The sequence below is a fragment of the Ruegeria sp. SCP11 genome, assembly GCF_040329455.1.
GTDB lineage: Bacteria > Pseudomonadota > Alphaproteobacteria > Rhodobacterales > Rhodobacteraceae > Ruegeria > Ruegeria atlantica_E.
In genome coordinates this window covers 1-20,029 of the sequence record NZ_JBDZYG010000027.1, presented here as the reverse complement: position 1 = coordinate 20,029, position 20,029 = coordinate 1, and the positions used below count along the sequence as shown (strand labels likewise).

General features: G+C 56.0%; 14 protein-coding genes, 1 tRNA gene and 1 pseudogene. 8 read left to right on the top strand and 8 right to left on the bottom strand.

Going from position 1 to position 20,029, the window contains the following annotated elements; translation table 11 throughout:
- Window positions 1-191: 191 nt before the first annotated feature.
- The 4 genes from ABLN94_RS23925 to ABLN94_RS23910 all read right to left on the bottom strand — a co-directional run bounded on the left by ABLN94_RS23925 (window position 192) and on the right by ABLN94_RS23910 (window position 6,350).
- Window positions 192-1,883 carry a BCCT family transporter gene (locus ABLN94_RS23925; protein WP_352997130.1) on the bottom strand — a complete coding sequence of 564 codons (1,692 nt, stop codon included), beginning with the start codon at window positions 1,881-1,883 and terminating at the stop codon, window positions 192-194.
- A gap of 141 nt (window positions 1,884-2,024) precedes the next feature.
- Window positions 2,025-3,461, bottom strand: coding sequence for a carnitine 3-dehydrogenase (locus ABLN94_RS23920; RefSeq protein WP_352997128.1), 1,437 nt, complete (start codon window positions 3,459-3,461; stop codon window positions 2,025-2,027).
- The gene (locus tag ABLN94_RS23915; RefSeq protein WP_352997126.1) at window positions 3,458-4,387 is read right to left on the bottom strand and encodes a 3-keto-5-aminohexanoate cleavage protein; all 930 of its coding nucleotides are present in this window, start codon (window positions 4,385-4,387) and stop codon (window positions 3,458-3,460) included. The genes ABLN94_RS23920 and ABLN94_RS23915 overlap by 4 nt, the downstream gene beginning before the upstream one ends.
- Window positions 4,388-4,403: 16 nt before the next feature.
- On the bottom strand, window positions 4,404-6,350 hold the full coding sequence (locus ABLN94_RS23910) for an acetoacetate--CoA ligase (RefSeq protein ID WP_352997124.1): 1,947 nt from the start codon (window positions 6,348-6,350) through the stop codon (window positions 4,404-4,406).
- A 114-nt stretch (window positions 6,351-6,464) separates the two neighbouring features.
- Between ABLN94_RS23910 and ABLN94_RS23905 the strand changes: the two genes are divergently transcribed.
- Window positions 6,465-7,406, top strand: a complete 942-nt coding sequence (locus ABLN94_RS23905; protein WP_352997122.1) for a GlxA family transcriptional regulator — start codon at window positions 6,465-6,467, stop codon at window positions 7,404-7,406.
- Window positions 7,407-8,088: 682 nt separating this feature from the next.
- Window positions 8,089-8,174 (top strand) — tRNA-Leu (locus ABLN94_RS23900).
- Window positions 8,175-8,214: 40 nt separating this feature from the next.
- Here the strand turns inward: ABLN94_RS23900 and ABLN94_RS23895 are convergent.
- Both ABLN94_RS23895 and ABLN94_RS23890 read right to left on the bottom strand, forming a co-directional pair.
- A complete protein-coding gene (locus ABLN94_RS23895; protein ID WP_352997120.1) occupies window positions 8,215-8,712 on the bottom strand; it encodes a hypothetical protein in 498 nt (165 codons plus the stop codon).
- Window positions 8,705-9,472, bottom strand: coding sequence for a helix-turn-helix transcriptional regulator (locus ABLN94_RS23890; RefSeq protein WP_352997119.1), 768 nt, complete (start codon window positions 9,470-9,472; stop codon window positions 8,705-8,707). Before ABLN94_RS23890 ends, ABLN94_RS23895 begins: the two co-directional genes overlap by 8 nt.
- A 597-nt stretch (window positions 9,473-10,069) precedes the next feature.
- On the opposite strand from ABLN94_RS23890, the gene ABLN94_RS23885 reads away from it, so the two are divergent.
- The 5 genes from ABLN94_RS23885 to ABLN94_RS23865 all read left to right on the top strand — a co-directional run bounded on the left by ABLN94_RS23885 (window position 10,070) and on the right by ABLN94_RS23865 (window position 18,529).
- Window positions 10,070-12,376, top strand: coding sequence for a hypothetical protein (locus ABLN94_RS23885; RefSeq protein ID WP_352997117.1), 2,307 nt, complete (start codon window positions 10,070-10,072; stop codon window positions 12,374-12,376).
- A gap of 128 nt (window positions 12,377-12,504) precedes the next feature.
- Entirely contained in the window at window positions 12,505-14,445 is a 1,941-nt protein-coding gene (locus ABLN94_RS23880) for a type I secretion protein (RefSeq protein WP_352997115.1), read from the top strand.
- 168 nt (window positions 14,446-14,613) lie between these two features.
- The gene (locus ABLN94_RS23875) at window positions 14,614-16,719 is read left to right on the top strand and encodes a type I secretion system permease/ATPase (protein ID WP_417750540.1); all 2,106 of its coding nucleotides are present in this window, start codon (window positions 14,614-14,616) and stop codon (window positions 16,717-16,719) included.
- 12 nt (window positions 16,720-16,731) lie between these two features.
- Window positions 16,732-18,084, top strand: coding sequence for an HlyD family type I secretion periplasmic adaptor subunit (locus ABLN94_RS23870; protein ID WP_352997112.1), 1,353 nt, complete (start codon window positions 16,732-16,734; stop codon window positions 18,082-18,084).
- A 67-nt stretch (window positions 18,085-18,151) separates the two neighbouring features.
- Window positions 18,152-18,529 (top strand): rhodanese-like domain-containing protein, encoded by a 378-nt coding sequence (locus tag ABLN94_RS23865; protein ID WP_352997110.1) that lies wholly within the window; start codon window positions 18,152-18,154, stop codon window positions 18,527-18,529.
- Here the strand turns inward: ABLN94_RS23865 and ABLN94_RS23860 are convergent.
- Window positions 18,526-19,284, bottom strand: a complete 759-nt coding sequence (locus ABLN94_RS23860; protein ID WP_352997108.1) for an alpha/beta fold hydrolase — start codon at window positions 19,282-19,284, stop codon at window positions 18,526-18,528. The genes ABLN94_RS23865 and ABLN94_RS23860 overlap by 4 nt on opposite strands.
- A 92-nt stretch (window positions 19,285-19,376) precedes the next feature.
- Here ABLN94_RS23860 and ABLN94_RS23855 point away from each other — a divergent pair, with 92 nt between their 5' ends.
- Window positions 19,377-19,751: a hypothetical protein gene (locus ABLN94_RS23855; protein WP_352997106.1), complete on the top strand. Its 375-nt coding sequence runs from the start codon at window positions 19,377-19,379 to the stop codon at window positions 19,749-19,751.
- A 64-nt stretch (window positions 19,752-19,815) separates the two neighbouring features.
- Here the strand turns inward: ABLN94_RS23855 and glyA are convergent.
- A pseudogene (gene glyA / locus ABLN94_RS23850) lies at window positions 19,816-20,029 on the bottom strand (serine hydroxymethyltransferase); the annotation flags it as partial.

Here is a 20,029-nt window from a genome sequence, read left to right as displayed (position 1 = left end):
ACGGTTCTTCAAGGTGATTTTGACACCACAGATTGACACAATTAGCTGTCGGTGACGCATTTGGTTCAATTCAAAAAGGTAGTTTGATCCGGGTCGTGGCGTGGGGATTCTTAAACCCTGCTCACCGAAGGAACTTGTGACACCACCGAAAGAATAGCTTTCTCGGTGGTGCCCATCTTTGAAACCTACCTCTAAGCTCGTAGGTCTTGTTTTATCCGGGTGCCGTCGGATGCTACGGGAGCCTGCGAAATCGGAGCAGCCGAAGAATCTTCGTTCAAGGATTTCAACAATCCCCAGATCATTGCGATCAGCACGAAAGATATCGGGAAAGCTGCAGCGATGGAGGCCGTTTGTAGCGCGCCCAAACCGCCTGCAAGAAGCAGAGCAGCGGCAACGACACCCTCACCGAGGCCCCAGATGATGCGGAATTTCTTCGGTGGATTATCGTCGCCCATCGACAACATGGTGGTGATCACCAAGGTGCCCGAGTCCGATGAGGTGATAAACCATGAGAACAACAGGAATGTCGCCAGCAGCGACATGGGCCAACTGAACCAGTTGATCTCACCCAGCCAGCTGGATTTTCCGATATTGTCGATGGTGCCATACAGTGCGTTTGGCAAGTCCCAGTCACGAACGGTCTGAATGATGCCGGCGCCATCGACGGCACCCGGGCCTGCACCCATGTGCAGTTCCTGCCAGATCGCGTTGCCGCCGAACATGCAGAGCCAGAAGAACGCGATGGTGGTTGGAACGAACATCACACCGATCATGAACTCTCGAATGGTGCGCCCGCGCGAGATACGCGCAATGAACACACCCACAAAAGGCGACCACGAAATCCACCAGCCCCAGTAAAAGATCGTCCAGCCACCCTGCCACGAGATTTCGCTGGCTTCAGTCGCTGTCCAGAACCCCATTGGAACAAAGTTCCAGATGTAGTCCCCAAGGGATGTCACGAAAAAGCCCATCAGCCACTGGAAGGGGCCAAACAGAACAAAGCCGAACAGCAAAACAACCGACAGCCAGATATTCCATTCCGACAAGATGCGGATGCCTTTACCGACGCCCGACACAGCTGATGCAGTCGCAATGACCGAAACCACCGCGATCAGAACCAGCTTGGTGCCGATACCCGGGTCGATGCCGAACAGGTGGTTCAGACCAGCCGCCATCTGGCTGACACCCAGACCCAGCGAAGTCGCGACGCCAAAAACGGTGCCGAACACGGCCAACAGGTCGACTGCGTGACCCCAGGGGCCATAAATCCGTTCTCCGATTAGGGGGTACAGCGCCGAGCGTAGGGTCAAAGGCAGTTTCTTGCGGAACCCAAAATACGCTAGGCTCAGGCCAACAAGAACGTAGAATGCCCAACCGTGAAAGCCCCAGTGGAAGAAAGTAACACGCATTGCGTCAACCGCGCGCTGCATGTCCATTTCCGTGTTGCCTCGCAGGTCAGCGTGCGGGTTGTTTGGGTACCCCCAGACTTCCGTGTTGTCGAAATAGAAGATGGGTTCTGCCACGCCGAAGAACAGGATGCCGATCCCGATCCCAGCCGAGAACAGCATCGAAAACCAGCTGAAGTTGCTAAACTCGGGGCGTGAATCATCGTCGCCCAAACGAACCTTGCCGTGTTTTGAGAACATCAGCCAAAGGCATACAAACAGCCCGATAGAGAACAGCGTGATGTAGTAGAAACTTAAGCCGTTTTCGATCCAGCTGCGGATGGATTTGTAGAGCCCTCCGGCGAATTCAACATTCATGACCGTGAAGATCACGAAAGCGGCGATCATACCTTTGGCCGCTATGCTCATTCCCGGGTGGAGGCCGGTAAAGAAACCGCTCTTGGCCACCAAGTGGGAATTGTGGTTGTCATCTGACATGTTTTTCCTCCCTTACTGAGAAATTGGACGTTCTTTGTTTGTGTCCTTCCAAAAAATGGCGGGTCGAAACCTGCACGGCTCGACCCGCCAGTGAATGCTCACACCGGCACAGGTGCACGGAAGAGAACGGTGGTGAGCATTTTAGATTTCGTCCTTTTGACCGACGTAGCGGCCAACACCTTTGGGTGCAGGCAGACGGGCATGATCCTGAGCATAGGCAACGAGTTTTGTGGCCACGGCCTCGGACGGCAGCGACGTTTTGCGTGCATTCAAGTCCATGTGGATCAGCAAGGTTTCAACCGTCGCCGCAAGCTGATCGTTTTCACCATAGAGACGGTGGAACAGTTGCATCTTTTTGCCATCGCCACGCAGAATATGACTGGTGACCTTAAGCCGATCGCCCGCGTGAAGTTCGGCCAGGAACTGCATGTGGTTTTCGACAGTGAAATAGCTGTTGCCCGCGGCGACATAGTCTGCATCCGCGCCGATCATCTCCATGAAGCGGTCGGTCGCTTGGGCCGAGGCTTCAAGGTAGTGGGCCTCGTTCATGTGGCCGTTATAGTCCGTCCAGCTTTGCGGGATGGTGCGGTCCACGGTGACGGGCAAATCCTCAACCGAAGGTTCGGGCATGGTGGCTTCATGGGCGTTTAGAACGCCACCCGCGCCGCTACCGGTTTTCTTCAGCGCGCGCATCATGCCGATCAGGTTGTCGTCGCGCAGACGTTCCAGTTCGCGGATCGACATATGGCCGGATTGAGCGTCCGACTGTCCCGCGATCAGATCGACCAGTTCGTCGGTAAACTCGGGCACATCCATCAGCTTGGTCCAGGGCCACTGCAAGGCCGGGCCGAACTGCGCCATGAAGTGCTTCATGCCAGCTTCGCCGCCGGCGATCCGGTAGGTCTCGAACAGACCCATCTGCGCCCACCGCAGGCCAAAGCCCATGCGGATAGACTCATCCAGCTCTTCAGTCGTGCAAATGCCGTCCTTGATCAGCCACAGGCCTTCGCGCCAAACCGCTTCCAGAAGGCGGTCGGCGATATGGGCGTCGATCTCTTTGCGCACGGTCAGCGGGTACATCCCGATCGACCGCAGAATGTCGGACGCCTTGGCGCAGGTCTCAGCTTCACCAACCAGTTCGACCAGCGGCAGCAGGTAAACCGGGTTGAAAGGATGTGCGACGACTACACGGCCTCCTTGTTCGTTCAGCTCGGACGGTTTGAACCCCGAGGTCGAAGAGCCGATCACCGCGTCGGCAGGCGATAGTTCGTCGATCTGCGCGTGGATCTTGTGCTTGAGGTTCAGACGCTCGGGAACGCTTTCCTGAACCCACGAGGCACCGGTCAGAGCCTCTCCCATATCGTCATGGAAAGTCAGAGTACCCTCGGCGGGCATCGCCTTGTCATAGAGCGCAGGCAGGGCGCGGCGGGCGTTTGCCAGCACTTCGCCGATCTTGCGTTCAGCTTCGGGATCGGGGTCAAAAACCGATACGTTCCATCCGTTCAGCAGGAACCGGGCGACCCAGCCCCCACCAATCACGCCGCCACCAACGATGGTTGCTTTTTGTGGCACGCTCATGCTGCAACGCCTTTGGAAACAGGTGCCCGCTTGGTCAGGCCCAGCTTTTCACGCACGGCGTCGGGGCCGATGATCTTGGCGCCCATGTTTTCGATCACGGTCACGGCGCGCTCGACCAGTTGGGCGTTGGTGGCCAGAACACCTTTGTCAAGGAACAGGTTGTCTTCCAGACCGACCCGGACGTTGCCGCCTGCCAGAACTGACTGTGCCGCATAAGGCATCTGATCGCGGCCCAGCGAGAAGGCCGACCATGTCCAGTCGGACGGCACGTTGTTGACCATTGCCATGAAGGTGTTGATATCGTTCGGAGCACCCCACGGTACACCCATGCACAACTGGACCAGCGCATTGGGTTCCAGAATGCCTTCATTCACCAGTTGCTTGGCAAACCACAGATGGCCGGTGTCAAAGGCTTCGATTTCCGGCTTCACGCCCAGATCGTTCATCATCTGACCCATTGCCCGCAGCATGCCGGGGGTGTTGGTCATCACATAGTCGGCCTCGGCAAAGTTCATGGTGCCGCAGTCCAGGGTGCAGATTTCCGGCAGACATTCTGCGATATGGGCCATCCGTTCGGTCGCGCCGATCATGTCGGTCGCAGCTTCGTTGACGGGAAACGGGCTTTCGGTCGAGCCGAACACGATGTCACCGCCCATACCGGCGGTCAGGTTCAGAACCACATCTACCTCGGCATCGCGGACACGGTCGGTCAGCTCGCGATACAGGCCCAGATCACGCGACGGCGCGCCGGTTTCAGGGTCACGCACGTGGCAGTGAACGACGGCAGCACCCGCCTTGGCCGCGTCGATCGCCGAGTTCGCGATCTGCTCGGGCGAGCGAGGCACGTGCGGAGATTTGTCCTGCGTACCGCCCGAACCGGTCACAGCGCAGGTGATGAAAACTTCACGATTCATTGCGAGAGGCATGATGAGTATCCTTCGATCAGCATTTAAGGTCAGGGTGGTCGGTGAACTGTGCCAGCGCGCCGGGATTGATCAGGCCGGTCAGGTCACGGATGGGTTGGTTGTTGACGGCATCCCGCACGGCCAGTTCGGCGGTTTTGCCGGATTTCGTGCGGGGGATATCCGCGACTTTGATGATTTTTGCCGGGACGTGCCGCGGCGAGGCGTTGGTGCGGATCTCGGTTTTGATCCGCGAGACCAGCTCGCAATTCAGCGTCACATTCTCGGGGGTGGTCACGAACAGAACGACGCGCACATCGTTGTTGATGTTCTGGCCAACAACGACCGAGTCCTCGACCTGTTCGATCTTGTCCAGTTGTCGGTAAATCTCGGCCGTGCCGATCCGGATGCCGCCGGGGTTCAGCGTCGCGTCCGACCGGCCAAGAACGACATAGCCGCCATGATCCGTCTGAATGGTGAAGTCGCCCTGACGCCAGATATTCGGGTAGGTCTCGAAATAGCTGGAGCGATACCGTGCCTGCTCCGGGTCATTAAGGAAACGGGTCGGCATCGATGGATGCGCATTGCGGCACACCAGCTCTCCGGCGGCGCCAACTACCGGGTTGCCGTCGGTATCCAGCGTGGCCACGTCCAGCCCCAACATCGGAGCCTGAATTTCACCCTTGTGAACCGGCATTGTCGGGCAGCCGCCAATAAAGCAGCCCAGAATGTCCGTGCCGCCACAGATCGACGCCAACTGCACCTCTGCTTTCCAATCGCGGTACACGTAATCAAACCCATCAGGAGATAGGGGAGAGCCGGTCGACAAAACCACTCGTAAGGAGGAGAGAGAGTGGCTGTCGACCGGTCGAACACCGCGCTTGAGCGCGGCATCAATGAACTTCGCTGAGATTCCGAAATGGGTGACCTGTTCCGCTTCGACCAGATCGAAAAGGCGGGTGATGCCCGGATAGGCCGGGTTGCCGTCAAACAGTATGATTGCGGCCTCGGATGCTAGAGCGGCAACCTGCCAGTTCCACATCATCCAGTTGCAAGTAGTGTAATAGAACATCCGGTCACCGGCGCGCAGATCGCAGTGCAGCTGTTGCTCGATCAGCATACGCAGCAAGGTGCCGCCGCCCGAATGCTCGATACATTTCGGCTTGCCGGTCGTGCCGGACGAGAACATCACGTAAAGCGGATCGCGGAACCCCATCGGGCGGTAATCCAGCACCGGCGCCTCGGCGGTTTTGAACGCGTCATACGAGGTCATGCCCTTAGGCAGATCGGACCCGTCTTGCGCGTATGGCCAGACGATGACCTGTTCGATCGACGGTATGCGGGATGCGACAGTGGCGATGGCCTCGCGCGTGTCAAAAACCTTGCCATTGTAGAAATAGCCGTCTGCGGCGAACATCAGCTTGGGTGCAATCTGACCGAACCGATCCACAACCACGTCCGGCCCGCTTTCCGGCGCGCATGAGGACCAGACTGCGCCCAGCGACGCCGTGGCCAGCATGGCCGCCACGGTCTGAGGCATGTTCGGGACATATCCCACAACGTGATCGCCCGCGACAATACCGGCGTCCTTCAATGCCGCGGCCAGACATTCGACCTCCTGCCTCAACTCGGCGCGGCTCCACCGTAGGCGGCGACCATCTTCGCCGTAGAAGATAATGGCGTCCCGGTCGTTGGGGTTTTTCAGAAAGCTTTCGACAACGTTCAGCCGAGCGTTCGGGAAGAACCTGACATTCAGGGGGTCTTCATCCGGGATCAGTGTTGTGTCTCCGGCGTCGCCGACCAAGCCGCAGAATTCCCAAGCCAGCCGCCAGAATGCATCCGCTTGATCGACCGACCAACGGTGCAGGTCAGCGTGGGTGTCGAATGCCTTCCCAGCCTGAATTTCTGCAATGTTCCGAAACGCGGCAAGCCGAGTCTCCGAGATTTGTTCGACACTGGGTGTCCATAGAAGGTCAGAATCCAGCATGGCGAAACAGGCCTCCGCTTGGCAGTCGTTGAGAGTCGTCGGATGACGAATTTGCGCGAAGCTACTTTCAAAACTTTTGCCGTCTCGATACATTATTCGTCAGGAGGAATACTTTTGTCGTCAAATTCACATGAAAAGTTCGAATTTCTGTTGCTGGACGGGTTTTCAAACATGGTTCTGGCCAGTGCGCTTGAACCCTTGCGCGACGTCAAAATGCGTTCGATGTTCGCGGGGCTGGAGTGGGAGGTCACGACCCTGAACGGTGAGACAGTCGCCAGTTCCAGCAGGTTGAAATTCTCGCCGGATAGACGGTTCGAGCCGGATAAGACCCGAGGCACGCTAGTAATAGTGGCGGGATACAGCATTCGTGAGCAGATCACTAAAGAACTGGTTTCTATGATCCGCCAAGCATCCCGCAACGCCCGGAGGGTGCTGGCTTTGGATACTGCCTCTTGGCTTCTTGCTGAGGCCGGGGTTTTGGACGGCCACAGCGCAACCATTCACTGGCAGGAACTGGACGCGTTTGAAGAGGCCTTTCCCAACGTAGATACTTCTAATGCTCGCTACGTTAGCTCGGGATCTTTCATGACCTGTGGAGGTGCAAGCACAGCGTTGGAGATGATCCTCGAACTCATACAGGATACATTTGGCCCGGCTGCTGCATTTGATGCCTCAAGTATGTTTATCTTTGATCCTGCGCGCCAGAAAGACCAGCATCGTGGCGCTGCACGGCTGAACGATCGTGGATCACCCAAGCTGCTTAAGGCGCTTAACATCATCGCAGAAAATGTCGAACACCCTCTGACCACCTATGAACTGGCCGAACGTGTTTCAACATCCGAACGAACCCTGTGCCGAGCCTTCGCCGATGAACTCGGCATGACACCTGGGAAGTACTACAAGCTCTATCGACTGCAACATGCCCGGTACCTAGCGCAGGAAACCCGGCTGAGTACGGAGCAGATAGCCTTGCGTTGTGGGTTCTCTTGCGCATCAGCCCTCGGGCGCTCATTCAGCCGAGAGTTTGGTAAGCCTATCAGCTTACTCCGAAATTAATGCTGTTTGCCTAGTGCTAGTATGTGAAGACAGTGGCCTGCGACCAACCAACAATGCGATCGGTGTCGACGAAAAGTCGCCGAAATACATCAAAAAAAAAATCTAAACCCCGAGCATTGTTTTTGCTTTCCTTGTGGCCTGAAAAACTTGGTCTAATCCGAATGCCACAACGTGTTTGGGAACGATGCCAAGACGATGAATGGCTTTTGCGCCGCCTCTCTCTTGGAATCATATATCGATCTATTCGATTTCTGGGAAAAGGACCTTGCCCAATTTAATTTTACGCGCAGTTGTAGCGTGGAAAGCTACCGTCCAGCCTTGCCGTCGTTGTTCAACTTGACTTTGTGGCCCTCCAACGCGTCTTTGGCGGTCTCTGGCAGACAATGCAGGTTGAGCGTTGTCCATTAGCAGCGCGAAGCCGCCCGTTCCGTTCACTCTGCTGATTTGCACGCCAAGCGCTGGCGGGTTCCTTTGGGAAGTTCCAACTTAGCGGCTTTTCAGTTTGTTTTGTTGACAGTAAGGGGCAGACGTCACCCGCCAAGCAGCTTTGGTGGAATGCGGATGTGGCGACGCTGGTAAACGCAAGGCAAAAATCCTTCGCTTCCGCTCGCAAAGCGCATTGTATTCATGGCGTTGTGGCCTTACTGGTTTTTTCAGGGCCGAAACAGGCCCAACACACCTAGCCCGCGTGGTGGAATGGTAGACACAGGAGACTTAAAATCTCCAGGCGGAAACGCCGTGCCGGTTCGAGTCCGGCCGCGGGTACCAAATTCGGCGCAGATAGAGTTGTCGCTGGAGGTGGTTGGAATCAGATTGGAAATCCTAGTTTGCCAATCAGTTGCCAGATATCTCGGTTTGCGGCCGACAACTCCGCGACGACCTTCTCGATTTCCTGAATGGCTTCTTCGTCAACAGTGTCTTCGCGCCCCAGTTTTATATCGGTCTTTCTGTCCGCGATGCGCATCAGAATAGTCTTTGGATTTCCGCTTTCGGTATCGAATGAGTAAATGCAGTGATTGTACTTGTTTCGGATAGATGACAACTTGCTTAGCCGTTGGGTGAGTTCCAAGATAGGGTCTCGGATTTCGGCCGGGCGACCGTCCATTTTCGCGAGACGTTCTACCAAGTCTACCCGGGCGCGCGTGGTGTTGAGGGTCAGAAAGATGATGACCGCGACGTCTTTTTTCGTGCCGCCAAGTCCTGCAATGAGGTGAATCAACAAGCTTTCGGTGTTGGTCCACATGTAATTGAGCTTGCCGACCAACAGGATCAGGCGATCAAAGCGGGTTTCCAGCGTTTCAGTCAACTGCTTGACCGTAAGCTTCGTCTGACGTCACCTCGAAATAAAACTGCGCCGCCGCCGTTCTGTTGCTGACACCGATCTTGCCTGTGACATTGTGTATGTGCAGCTTTACTGTGTGCTCGGTAATGCCAAGGTTTGAAGCGATGATCTTGTTGCTTTGACCTTTTGAAACCAGACGCAGGACCTGCTTTTCACGCCGCGTAAGCCGGGCAAAAACTGGGTTCGGTTTCTTCGGTTCCGATTTTGGTTTAGCCGGTTTCTCGCTCAGTATGTAGGGAGTGCCCGGGTCATGTGGTGGCGAAACGCAATTGGCCAGAAAGCTGGGCAGGTATAACTCTTCATGCATCAGCAGCCGCAATATGGAACGCCACACATCCGGTGCGACGTTCATCGGAAGATAGCCGATATCTCCGAACTGCGCCCGGTCCCAGCTTTCGAACAGAGAGCGGGCTGTCTCTTCTTTTCTGTATGCGAAGGCAAGGCAGCCCATACCGACCACCTGAGTATATGCTTCCGGACGGTTGAGAAGGTCATCCAGCATGATCTGGTCGACCACTACCACTTTGCCAGCCATTGAGTTGGATGCGCTGTCAGCTTTCAATTCCGCAATGCCATCGTACCTATGTGCGGCAACGCCGAATTCCGTCTGAACGCTTAGAAGAGTTTGCTTTGAGAAGAAGAGTTCTTTTCCGATGAAATTAATAGAGAAATCTTCGGAATAAACATCTATTTGGGCAACACTATCCTGCAACGGATTGCTCATTATTTCCCCCTAAACCCACGCCACGAAATCTGTGACGTAATCGTAAACAACACACGGAATGCGAATAAACGCTATATTAACTTCTAGATTAAGTAACTATAGCTGAAAGACCGATTTTCATCAACTATCTGTGCTGTTCTGCCAATTTGAGCTAGAACTTTAGTTTAGGTTCACAGCAACTTTTTCCGAAAATGTGACGCAAATATATGGCTTTACCCCTTTAGTGGGTTCTAGTCCGGATTTTGTGGAATTAAGGCGTTAATTTTCCGTTAATTAAGGTAAATTCGTTTATACTCAATGAGTTACGCCATATAGTGCTTTAAGTCAGCTATTCAGCCCGCCGTTCTGCTGCGACCATACCCCTGCTTCAATTTGGGAAGCTTAATTCCTGATCTGTCCGCGAATCGCAATTTGACGCGAGCAATAAACCCCGTGGACAGCGTATCGGCTTAGCCGAGAAAGGGAGGTGGGAAACGAATTCACCAACGACACCCTCAAGCGCGTTTTGCGCCTGAGTTCTAAGACATTGTTTCAACCGCGCCAGTAGCCGTTTTTTAGATGAATGACGGTCGGGTGCTACAAAAATGGAAATTTGTTATGAGTAGAACTCGTCATAATCAACCCCACAATGACATCACAGCGATCGGTGAAGTAGAAGTTGATGAAGTCCATGCGGACGTGGACGCCAACATCTTCGTTAAACATGCCGAGGTCGATGCAAATTTGAACGAACAAGACCAAGATACTGATGTTGATCAGGAGCAAAAAACTGACATCGACGCTGAACAGGAACAAAAAACTGAAGTAGAAAATGAAAATGATCAGGATCAAAAGCAGGATCAAGATCAGGACCAAAAACAGTATCAAGCAAATAGAAACGGCGGTGACGACAGCAACGAAAACGACATCGACAACGACATCCATATTGATTTTGGTGGCGGCGAGTGGATTCCCCGCGACGATGATCTGGTCGATGTCGACGTAAGCAAAGGTGGCGAGGTCGACGACGTTATCACCGTAGGAAACGACTTTGACTACGATCCAGGCGACGATATGAACCTGGATATTTCGCTGGACGGTGAGGGCAACGATATGTTGTCGATCAACAGCCAGCTTGCTGACCTGAAAGACAACGACTTCTTGGGTAGTGCTAAGGTCTCGAATGACGGCGGCACGTTCGAGCAGTACGGAGATGCGAGGGGCGGCACCGCCAAATCAGACGATGGCATCGATGCCGAGTCGCTGGGTGGCAATTCCGGTGACGGTGGTGAAGCCAAAGGCGGTAACGCGATGTCCGACACCAAGGGTGGCACTGCATCTTCGGGTGGCGGTGAGTCTGGTGACGCCAATGCCGATTCCGAAGCTGGAGATGGCGGAGACTCGGGTGATGCGAAAACCCTAGGTATGAACGTCATCAAGTCAGACACAGATGCCAGCGGATCTGGTGATGGCGGCGACGGTGGTAAGGCGGACAGCGATTCCAAAGCCTACAACGTCGGTAAATCGGACGCGTCTGATTCCGAAAGCGACGGCGGTGACGGCGGCAACGCCGGTTCGATTGGCCTGGGTCTGGGCTTGGGTCTGTCAGGTGCCGGCAACTACGGTGAATCTAAAGGCGGCGACAATGACAGCGACGCAGATGCCAAAGGCGGTGCGCTTGCATACAACGACGCATCCTCTGGCAATGCTGACGGCGGCGACAGCGGTGCAGCCAACCTTGGTCTGGCCAAAAATGAAACCGACAATGACACCGAAGCGAATGATTCAGCCGCAGGTGGCAACATCGGGCTGGGTCTAGCTGGCAGCAAATCCGACGCTGATGCAGACGGCAAAGGCGGTTATGGTGACGGCGGTGACGGCGAAGGCGGTGACGGCGGTGACGGCGGCAAAGGCGGTTACGGTGACGGCGGCGACGGCGGTGACGGCGGCGACGGCGGTGACGGCGGCGACGGCGGCGACTGGGGCTGGAAATACGCCAGCGACGGCGGCGACGGTGGCGACGGTGACGACGGCGGTAAAGGCGGTGAAGGCGACGGCGGTGACGGCGGCGACGGTGCTCGCGGTGACGGCGGCGACGGTGGCGACGGCATGGGTGCTTACGGCGAAGGTGGTCGTGCAGACGCAACCTCCGACGCTCAGGGTGTGGGCAACCAGGATGCTGCTGGTCCTGTAATCACCCAGACTCCTGGTGATGTCATGGGCGAAGCGGGCAACGATCAGGATGCCGACTCTGCCGGTGGCGCTGGCGGAACCAACGACACTGATGGTCGCGCAGATGCTGATGGAACCGGCATGGCAGAAGCAAACGGGACCGGCGGTGGCGGCGGCGCGCTTGATCAGGATGCGACGTCGACAGGTACCGGCACGGGGTCTGCAGACGCAGATAACGATGCTGGCTACGGTGGCGAGTCCTCGATCTTTGCCACGGCGGACACCGATGGTTCTGCGGATAGCATGGCCGAGGCGATCTCGGGTTACGGTGGAACCGGTAGCTCGGATAACGATGCAACGTCGACCGCATACGGTACGAACGACGGCATGTCCGAATCGGGCTTCGGTGGTGGCGGCGGTGCCGCGCAATCCACGGGTGGCCAAAGTGGTGATGCAAATGGCTTCGCAGAAGTCGGCTACGTCCACGGTGGCAGCGTCACTGGCGGCGATGTCTCGGGTGCTTACTCGGGTGCCGGTGGTAACGGCGGCAGCGCCGGAACCTGGGGTTCAAACAATGGCGGCGACGGCATTGTAAACGGCGAGTCTCATGCAAATGCCGCTGCGGTGGTCGATACGTCCGCCTTCAACCAGTCGATCGTCATGGGCGCAAACGTCCTTGGCAACTCGGTCGATACGACAATGGTTGGTGGTACGATGAACTCGACTTACACCAGCGACGACACTGACGTGTAACAGGAGCCAGAGCTCGCCAACGCGAGCTCTGACCCCATTCAAGAAAACGCTGGGGCCGCAAATAAGCGGCCTCGGCCCAGCTTAACCCAAACCGGAAATTACAGGCCGGAGCGGGGAAGGGAACCGATATGTCGCTCGACAGTATTACGGAACAAATTGCACATTTCGTTGGAACTTTTGAACTTACGACCGAGCAAGCTCGGTTGCGTGATCAGTATGAAGAATTTACCGCGCTAAGGCGCCAGGCCGAGCTTGAAGAGCTGGCGGATCCCACAAAAATTAAGGTCTCGGCAAATTTGAATGTGGAGGCGGGAGCACACAAACTGCTGCCGTACAAATTTGCCGCTCCACAGGCTGATGTCTCTTTACCACCTGCTGCACCAGAGCAACTTCAGCTTTTTGATGCATCTCCCGGCTTTTTCTTCGGTCTGAACTTTAGCCTACCAGAAGGGTTTGTAGGATCTTCCGTACAGTTCAACATGGTCCTGAAGCCCGAGTTTATTTTCGAATTGGTTGGGTCAGCAGTCACCTACACGTTCCAGAAACTCTACCTGACCGACAATGACACCATTGGAGAGGGCGATTTCCGCGATGTCGATGCTCTGATGGAGCACGGTGACGGGTTGTTTGCAGTCGCGATGTCTCTGCATGCTACGCTGCCCCCATCAATACATATTGAGGATTACCTGTCTGGCACGGCGGTCGAAGAGCTCATCGAGCGGATGCAATCGCCCGCGAACACCGAATTCGAAGGGGCTGAGATTCATCAATTCCACGGCGAGGATGCCGTGGGCATAATTGTGAACGGCGAGCATGTCGATGAATTGCCGGATTTCGAAGAATTGCTGCCCGCCAATCTCAAGAATGATGAAGAAGACGGTGTCGAGGATGACACCCCAAGTCCGTGGCCGGCCGAGTGGGACCAGTCCGAAGACCCGGAGTTTGCCGACGGTCATTCCGTTGTTGCCGGTGGAAATCTGGCGATAAACGAGGTTGCGGTGACTGTCAGCTGGATTGACGCACCCAACATCCTTGTAGGTGGTAAAGCCACGAACCTGACAGTGTTCAACCAGGTGGCCGTTGTTTCCGATGTTGATGAAGGCGAGCCCGGTGTACAAAGCCAAACGCATGTGGTGCAGTCCTCGGAAATCGCAGTCGAGGCCAGTGAAGCGCCTTGGCTGAAAGACAAGGTCGAAGATACCGGTCAAGGGTCCTATGTTGCTGTTGATTGGATTTCCGGTGATATGCTGGTGACGAATTTCATCAAGCAGGTCATCGATGCCACGGATATCGACCAGATCGCCACCAAAGTCACGGCGACATCTACTGCTTACACGTTGGGCGAAAATATCCTGACGAACGTAACCAACATTCTACAGTTGGGCAGCTTCTACGATATGATAATTGTTGGCGGCGATATGACTTCGGTCGATGCCGTATCTCAGACCATCGTGTTGTCCGACAATGACGTGGTACACGGCGCGAAGCCAACTGAGGCAGAGGATAATCTGGTGATGAACCAGGTGTCTCTGACAACCACGGGCGAAGACACGCATGAAAAACTGAGTGAAACGCTTGCCGAAGTGATACCTCTACAGGAAGTTGATACAGAGGCGTTGGAAGACGCGCTCTTGAATGATCCGATGTTTGCGGGGACAGAGCTGGTCCGGGTGCTCAAGATCGAGGGCGACCTCTTACAGGTCAATCACGTCGAGCAGGTCACCGTGTTGCAGGACGACGATGACGTTTATGTCGATGCACCCCACGGCAAAGAAGTCGCTGCGCTGGGTGCTGGAAATGCCATTCTGAATTCGGCCCATGTGAAAAAGATGGGTGTGGATTCAGTGATCAGGGCGAAGGAGGAAGAATACTCCGACCTGCTTTTGCATCAGGCAAGCATTTTCGAAGATGCGATGGAGGAAAAAACCGAGATTATCAGCGAAGCCGTCGCACTGATGATGGAAGAACTTGATGCGCCGGGTAAGTCTGAGCACGCTCCTGGTCACAACAAGCTGACGAAATCGGAAATGGCAGGCATCGACGACGGCCTGCAATCGATGCTATCCTAGTAAACCTGTTTGTTTTACGAGTGACCTGAAAGTTTTGATATGCCGATTGATTTCCCGTCGCGTCCGAGACGATACGCCAGCCCGTTGGATCGCAATGGCGGCGCCGCCTCAAAGGCATCAAGTGCAAACCAATCTGAAGAGAAACCAAAGAAAACTCCAGGAATACGTTTGAGCGAAGACTTCCGTGTACGTGATCCGGAAGACGGTAATCGGGGGGCGGTCGCTGCAGGCGATGCGGGCGACGGCAAGACCATAAAAGCAAACCCTGCGGATCACGATGCGAAAGATGATCCGGACCTGCACGCCGGGCCTCCCCCCCGGCGCAAGCGGCCGCAGCCTGCCGAAGAAAGTAATCAACAGGGCAGCGGTGCTGGGGTGGCCGATGTCGACGGCCCCGATCCTGAAACCGTCAGAAAGACGAGCGACCGTACACCCCCCGCGTATCGCTCGAAAGGCGGTGATCGTATGGGGACCACTATCGAGGCCAAGGCGAATGAACCATTGCTGCGCAGCAATTCAGGTGGCGGCGATGGGAAGGGGCCACCCCAAACATTTCACAAACGGACCCCGCCCGAAGACTTTCGCAAGACGCTGCGGACGTCGTTGCGGGCGATTTACCGTAATCTGGCCTTTGTGCTGGTTTTGACCTTTGCGACGAACATTCTGATCCTCGCAATCCCGATTTACCTATTCCAGATCAGTGACCGTGTTCTGACCAGTAGGTCGCTGGATACTCTGATCATGTTGACGACCATCGTAGCGGGGGCTGTTATCTTCCAGTCGGCTTTTGACGCTTTGCGACGGTTCATGCTGATGCGTACGGGCGTTGAGGTTGCAGCACGTCTGGGCGCACCGGTCCTGAGCGCGGCTGCGCATGCTTCGCTCCATGGCACAGGGCGCGAGTATCAGACATTGGGTGACCTCCAGCAGGTTCGAGGCTTCTTGGTCTCGGGTACGCTGATATCCTTCCTGGACGTGCCCTTCGCGCCTTTGTTCATCTTGATGATCTTCCTGGTGCACCCACAGCTTGGATCGATCGTGATTGTCACGGCCCTGATTTTGACGACGATTGCGTTTATCAACCAGCGCATGACGGCAAAACCGTTTGCCGAAGCCAATAAGGCGCAGTCCATGGCGAACCAGCATTTGGATTCGATGGCGCGCAATAGTCAGATCATCAATGCTCTGGCGATGATCCCCGAGGCGGTGCGCATCTGGGGTCGTGACACCGCGCAATCTTTGACATGGCAAGTTCGTGCACAGGATCGAAACGTGATCTTCGCCGCGATTTCACGGGGCGTGCGTCTGCTGACACAGATCAGCATTCTGGGGTGGGGCGCGTATCTTGCGCTGCAGGGCCAAATCACCGGCGGCATGGTCATCGCGGCTTCGATCATCGCAGGGCGCGCATTTGCACCAATCGAAGGGTCGATCGAAGGGTGGAACTCCTTCCTGCTGACGCGGGCAGCCTATGGTCGGATCAACCAACTGTTGTCCAATTCTGCTCTACAGTTTGAAAAACTGCGTCTGCCACGCCCCGAAGGACGGTTGGACGTAGAGCGCCTGCTTTACGTGCCAGGCGGTACCAAGCGCGTCGTGCTGAACGGGATCAGCTTCTCGCTGAACCCGGGTGAGACACTGGCCATCATCGGTAACTCGGGCGCGGGCAAAACCACTTTGGGTAAGACATTGGTGGGATCGATCCTGCCCACGTCGGGCAGTGTCCGGCTGGATTTGATGGATATCCGCAATTGGGACCCGCGCCAGTTTGGTGAAAGCATTGGCTACCTGCCGCAGGATGTTCAACTGTTCCCGGGAACAATTAAGGACAATATCGGCCGGATGCGCTCGGACGCGACGGACGAACAGATCCACGACGCTGCCGTGCTTGCTGATGTGCACAACATGATCGCGACGCTGCCGCAAGGCTATGAGACAGTGGTAGCGGCCGACGGCTCGCCTCTGTCTGGTGGCCAAAAACAACGCATCGCGCTGGCAAGAGCTTTCTTTGGCAACCCGCGCATGGTGGTTCTGGACGAGCCGAACTCGAACCTCGATGTGGCAGGTGACAAGGCTTTGGCCCGAGCCATTGAGCAGGCTAGGGAAAACAAGATTACCGTAGTCGTGATCACGCAGAAGCCAACGCTGCTGAACGTGGTCGATAAGATTATGTTGCTAACGGATGGCCGGGTGGCGCTGTTTGGTCAGCGCGAACAGGTTCTGCAACAACTGAATGGGCCGCGCAACAACACGCCCAGCATTCAAAACCAGTAAGGGGGGTGCGACATGAATGATCTTGTACCCGTAAATAACGATCCCAAAGACCCCGAAGTCTGGTACGCCGAAGTACCGCGTTCGATCAATCGTCTGGTGGTAGTTGGTTTGATCCTCTTGGTTGTCTGCTTTGGCGGCTTTGGTGTGTGGTCTTTCCGCGCGCCGTTGGCGGCGGCCGTGATTGCACAGGGCAGCTTTGTGGCCACAGGCCGCAACAAGATCGTGCAACACCTGGAGGGCGGTATCATTCAGGAAATCGAAGTTGTCGAAGGACAGGCCGTCAAAGCGGGACAAGTGCTGATGACGCTAGACCAAACTTCGGCCGAAGCTAACGAACGCGAGTTGTTCATTCGAAAAATCCGCCTGCAGGCCATGTCCGAGCGTCTGAACGCCGAGTACGGAGAGCTGCAACGGCTGGAGTTTTCTCCGAGCCTGATGGCTGCTGCGGACGACACGGAGGTGATGACAATTCTCGACGGACAGAAGATCACGTTTGACCTGTCACGTAAGACTTTGCTGAACGATATCGCTCTGTTGGAGCGGAATATGGAAGCACTGAGAATTCGCTCTAGCGGCTTCGAGGCACAGTTGGAGAGCATGCTGCGGCGTTCGGAAATCCTGCAAGAAGAATACGATACCAAGCAGGCTCTATTTGAAAAGGGTTTGGTGCGTAAGGGAGATCTAAACACGATCCGTCGGGTTCAGGCCGAAGCCCAAGGACAGCAGGCGCGCCTGCAAGCTGAGGCGTCCGAAATCAGCCAGATGTTGCTGAGATACGAAGAACAGATCGCTCGCACCCGCGCCGCGTATCGGGAGGCTGCGCTGGACGAACTGGGCGTGATCGAAGCCGATCTGGAAAGTGTTCGTGAAAAAGCGCGGCAGGCCCGCAGTGTTCTGGACCGCGCGGTCGTGCGGGCTCCGGTGTCGGGAACGGTGGTGCGGTTGCACTATCATACACCCGGCGGCGTGATCGAAACCGGTGAGCCTATCGCCGAGATACTGCCTGCAGACGCCCCCCTGATCATCGAGGCGCAAATCCCGCGTACCGAGATCGATAGCGTCGTGACTGGTCAGGATGCGACCGTGCGTCTGGTGGCCCTGAATCAGCGCACGACACCGGTGTTGAACGGTCAGGTGTTCTATCTGTCGGCTGACTCTTTGATCGAAGACACCAACGGTGCCCCGCAAGAGGTCTATCTCGCCCGCATCTCGCTTGAACCTGAGGAGCTTGAACGTGTGCGCGGCTTTATCCCGACACCGGGTATGCCTGCGGAAATCATGATCCAGACGGAAGAACGGACCTTTGCGGCCTATATCGCCAAGCCGGTGACAGACAGCATGTCGCGCGCCTTCCGCGAGCAATAGTAAGGTCGGCCTACACCATCCATTTTCCGCATGTTAACCTCCGGTGACAGCCACCGGAGGATTATTCGTGCCATTAACCGTTAAAGACATGATGGAGGCCGCAAACGCGGTTGTTAAACGCGTAGACACCGCTTCTGCCCAAGTGCTTTTAGGGCAGGGCGGTTTGTTGCTGGATGTGCGCGATGCCGTTGAATTGCAGCAGACCGGTCGGGCCAAAGGAGCACATCATATCCCTCGTAGCATGTTGGAGTTTCGGGCCGATGACTCCTTGCAATCTCATGACCCCGAACTTCGGAAAGATCGCCCGATAGTTCTGTATTGCGCTGCCGGCGGCCGCGCTGCTTTGGCGGGTAAGTTGCTGAAAGATATGGGGTATCATCAGGTTTACAACCTTGGTGGATTGTCCGATTGGGTCAATGCTGGCGGTGAGGTTTCTGAACCCTAGGCGTTTAGGAATGCCCGGACAGCCGCTTCAAACTCTCGCGGTTTCTCGGCGTGCAGCCAATGTCCTGCACCGGGTATCTTGGCAAACTTGGCGGCTGGGAACAGCCCCCGGATCAAGTCGCGGTGTTCCGGCAAGACATAGTCGGATGCGGCGCCAGACAGAAACAGGGCTGGCCCGTCCCAGCTTGCGTCCAGTTCAGGAAAGCCCATGATCGTCGGCATCTCGGCGGCCAACACGTCCAGATTCAGCAACCAGCGTTGCCCTTTGACATCCAGAGACTGTGTAAAAAAGCTCTGTAGCGCAGGCTCAACGCCCAACTTCGCCAGTTGCTCTGATGCGTCCGAGCGGCGTTCAACCTTCGACAGATCGACAGCGCGCATGGCTTCGATGAACTGGATCTGACTGTGGCTGTAGCTGACAGGCGCTATGTCGGCCACGACTAATTTGCGCACCATATCCCCATGCTGCAGCGCCAGCGTCATGGCTGCTTTGCCGCCCATCGAATGTCCCACCACATCGGCCTTGCCACCAAAATGGTCGATCACCTCGGCCAGATCATTGGCGAGGTCAGGATAGCTGTGCTGATCAGTCCACATGCTATAGGCGTGGTTACGCATATCGACGGCCACGACCTGCCGCTCATCCGCCAGACGCCGTGCAATCACTCCCCAATTCCGGGCCGAGCCATAAAGACCATGCGCAATCAGCAAAGGAGGGTTCGCGGTAGGTTCGCCATGTATGATCGTATTCAGCATGAGGCCCGTGATACCCGCCGCAAACAGAAACAGCCAGCCCCATTGTCGCCCTTGCGCAGGGTGGTTAGATTAGCGGGCTTGGAGGCCTCGTCATGTCGGAAAATACAGATGTCCAAAGCCAGATTTCGCACACTTTGCAGTTGATGCGAAAAAAGCTGGGTATGCGGGACAAAACACTGACAGCGTCGGTCAGAAAAGCCAAACGGCAGCTGCCCCGACGGATTTACAAACAGGCGCTGCTACTGGCGAATGCCGAACAGATGGCGGCTCACCCCAAACTGCGTCTGGTGCTGGATACACCGAAACTTGTTAAAGCGTCAGAAGACGTTCAGACCCATCTGAGCGGAATCAACTTGGCTGATCGACGTTGGGGTTGGTTTCTAAGCTTTCTTGGGTCGCTGGCCTTGGGTTTTCTTGCCTTGTCGGCGCTGGCGTTGATCGTTCTGCGCTGGCGCGGCTTTATTTGAGTACAACTGGTCAAAGAAAACGGCGCCCAAAGGGCGCCGTTCAAGTCACTGTAAGCAGTGAGATTTACAGGTTTGGGTAGATCGGAAATTTGGCGCAGAGGTCTGCGACCTCGGCCTTGACCTTGGCTTCGACCGCGCCGTTGCCGTCTTCGCCATTGGCGGCCAGACCGTCGACAACCTCGATGATCCAGTCGGCGATCTGGCGGAATTCGACCTCGCCAAAGCCGCGGGTGGTGCCGGCGGGCGAGCCCAGGCGGATGCCGCTGGTGATGGTTGGT

Bases quoted from the DNA above. Each gene is read 5' to 3' on its own strand.
- ABLN94_RS23885 (WP_352997117.1), top strand. From the start codon at position 10,070: ATGAGTAGAACTCGTCATAATCAACCCCACAATGACATCACAGCGATC.
- ABLN94_RS23880 (WP_352997115.1), top strand. From the start codon at position 12,505: ATGTCGCTCGACAGTATTACGGAACAAATTGCACATTTCGTTGGAACT.
- ABLN94_RS23910 (WP_352997124.1), bottom strand. From the start codon at position 6,350: ATGCTGGATTCTGACCTTCTATGGACACCCAGTGTCGAACAAATCTCG.
- ABLN94_RS23860 (WP_352997108.1), bottom strand. From the start codon at position 19,284: ATGCTGAATACGATCATACATGGCGAACCTACCGCGAACCCTCCTTTG.
- ABLN94_RS23915 (WP_352997126.1), bottom strand. From the start codon at position 4,387: ATGCCTCTCGCAATGAATCGTGAAGTTTTCATCACCTGCGCTGTGACC.
- ABLN94_RS23920 (WP_352997128.1), bottom strand. From the start codon at position 3,461: ATGAGCGTGCCACAAAAAGCAACCATCGTTGGTGGCGGCGTGATTGGT.
- ABLN94_RS23890 (WP_352997119.1), bottom strand. From the start codon at position 9,472: ATGAGCAATCCGTTGCAGGATAGTGTTGCCCAAATAGATGTTTATTCC.
- ABLN94_RS23925 (WP_352997130.1), bottom strand. From the start codon at position 1,883: ATGTCAGATGACAACCACAATTCCCACTTGGTGGCCAAGAGCGGTTTC.
- ABLN94_RS23855 (WP_352997106.1), top strand. From the start codon at position 19,377: ATGTCGGAAAATACAGATGTCCAAAGCCAGATTTCGCACACTTTGCAG.
- ABLN94_RS23870 (WP_352997112.1), top strand. From the start codon at position 16,732: ATGAATGATCTTGTACCCGTAAATAACGATCCCAAAGACCCCGAAGTC.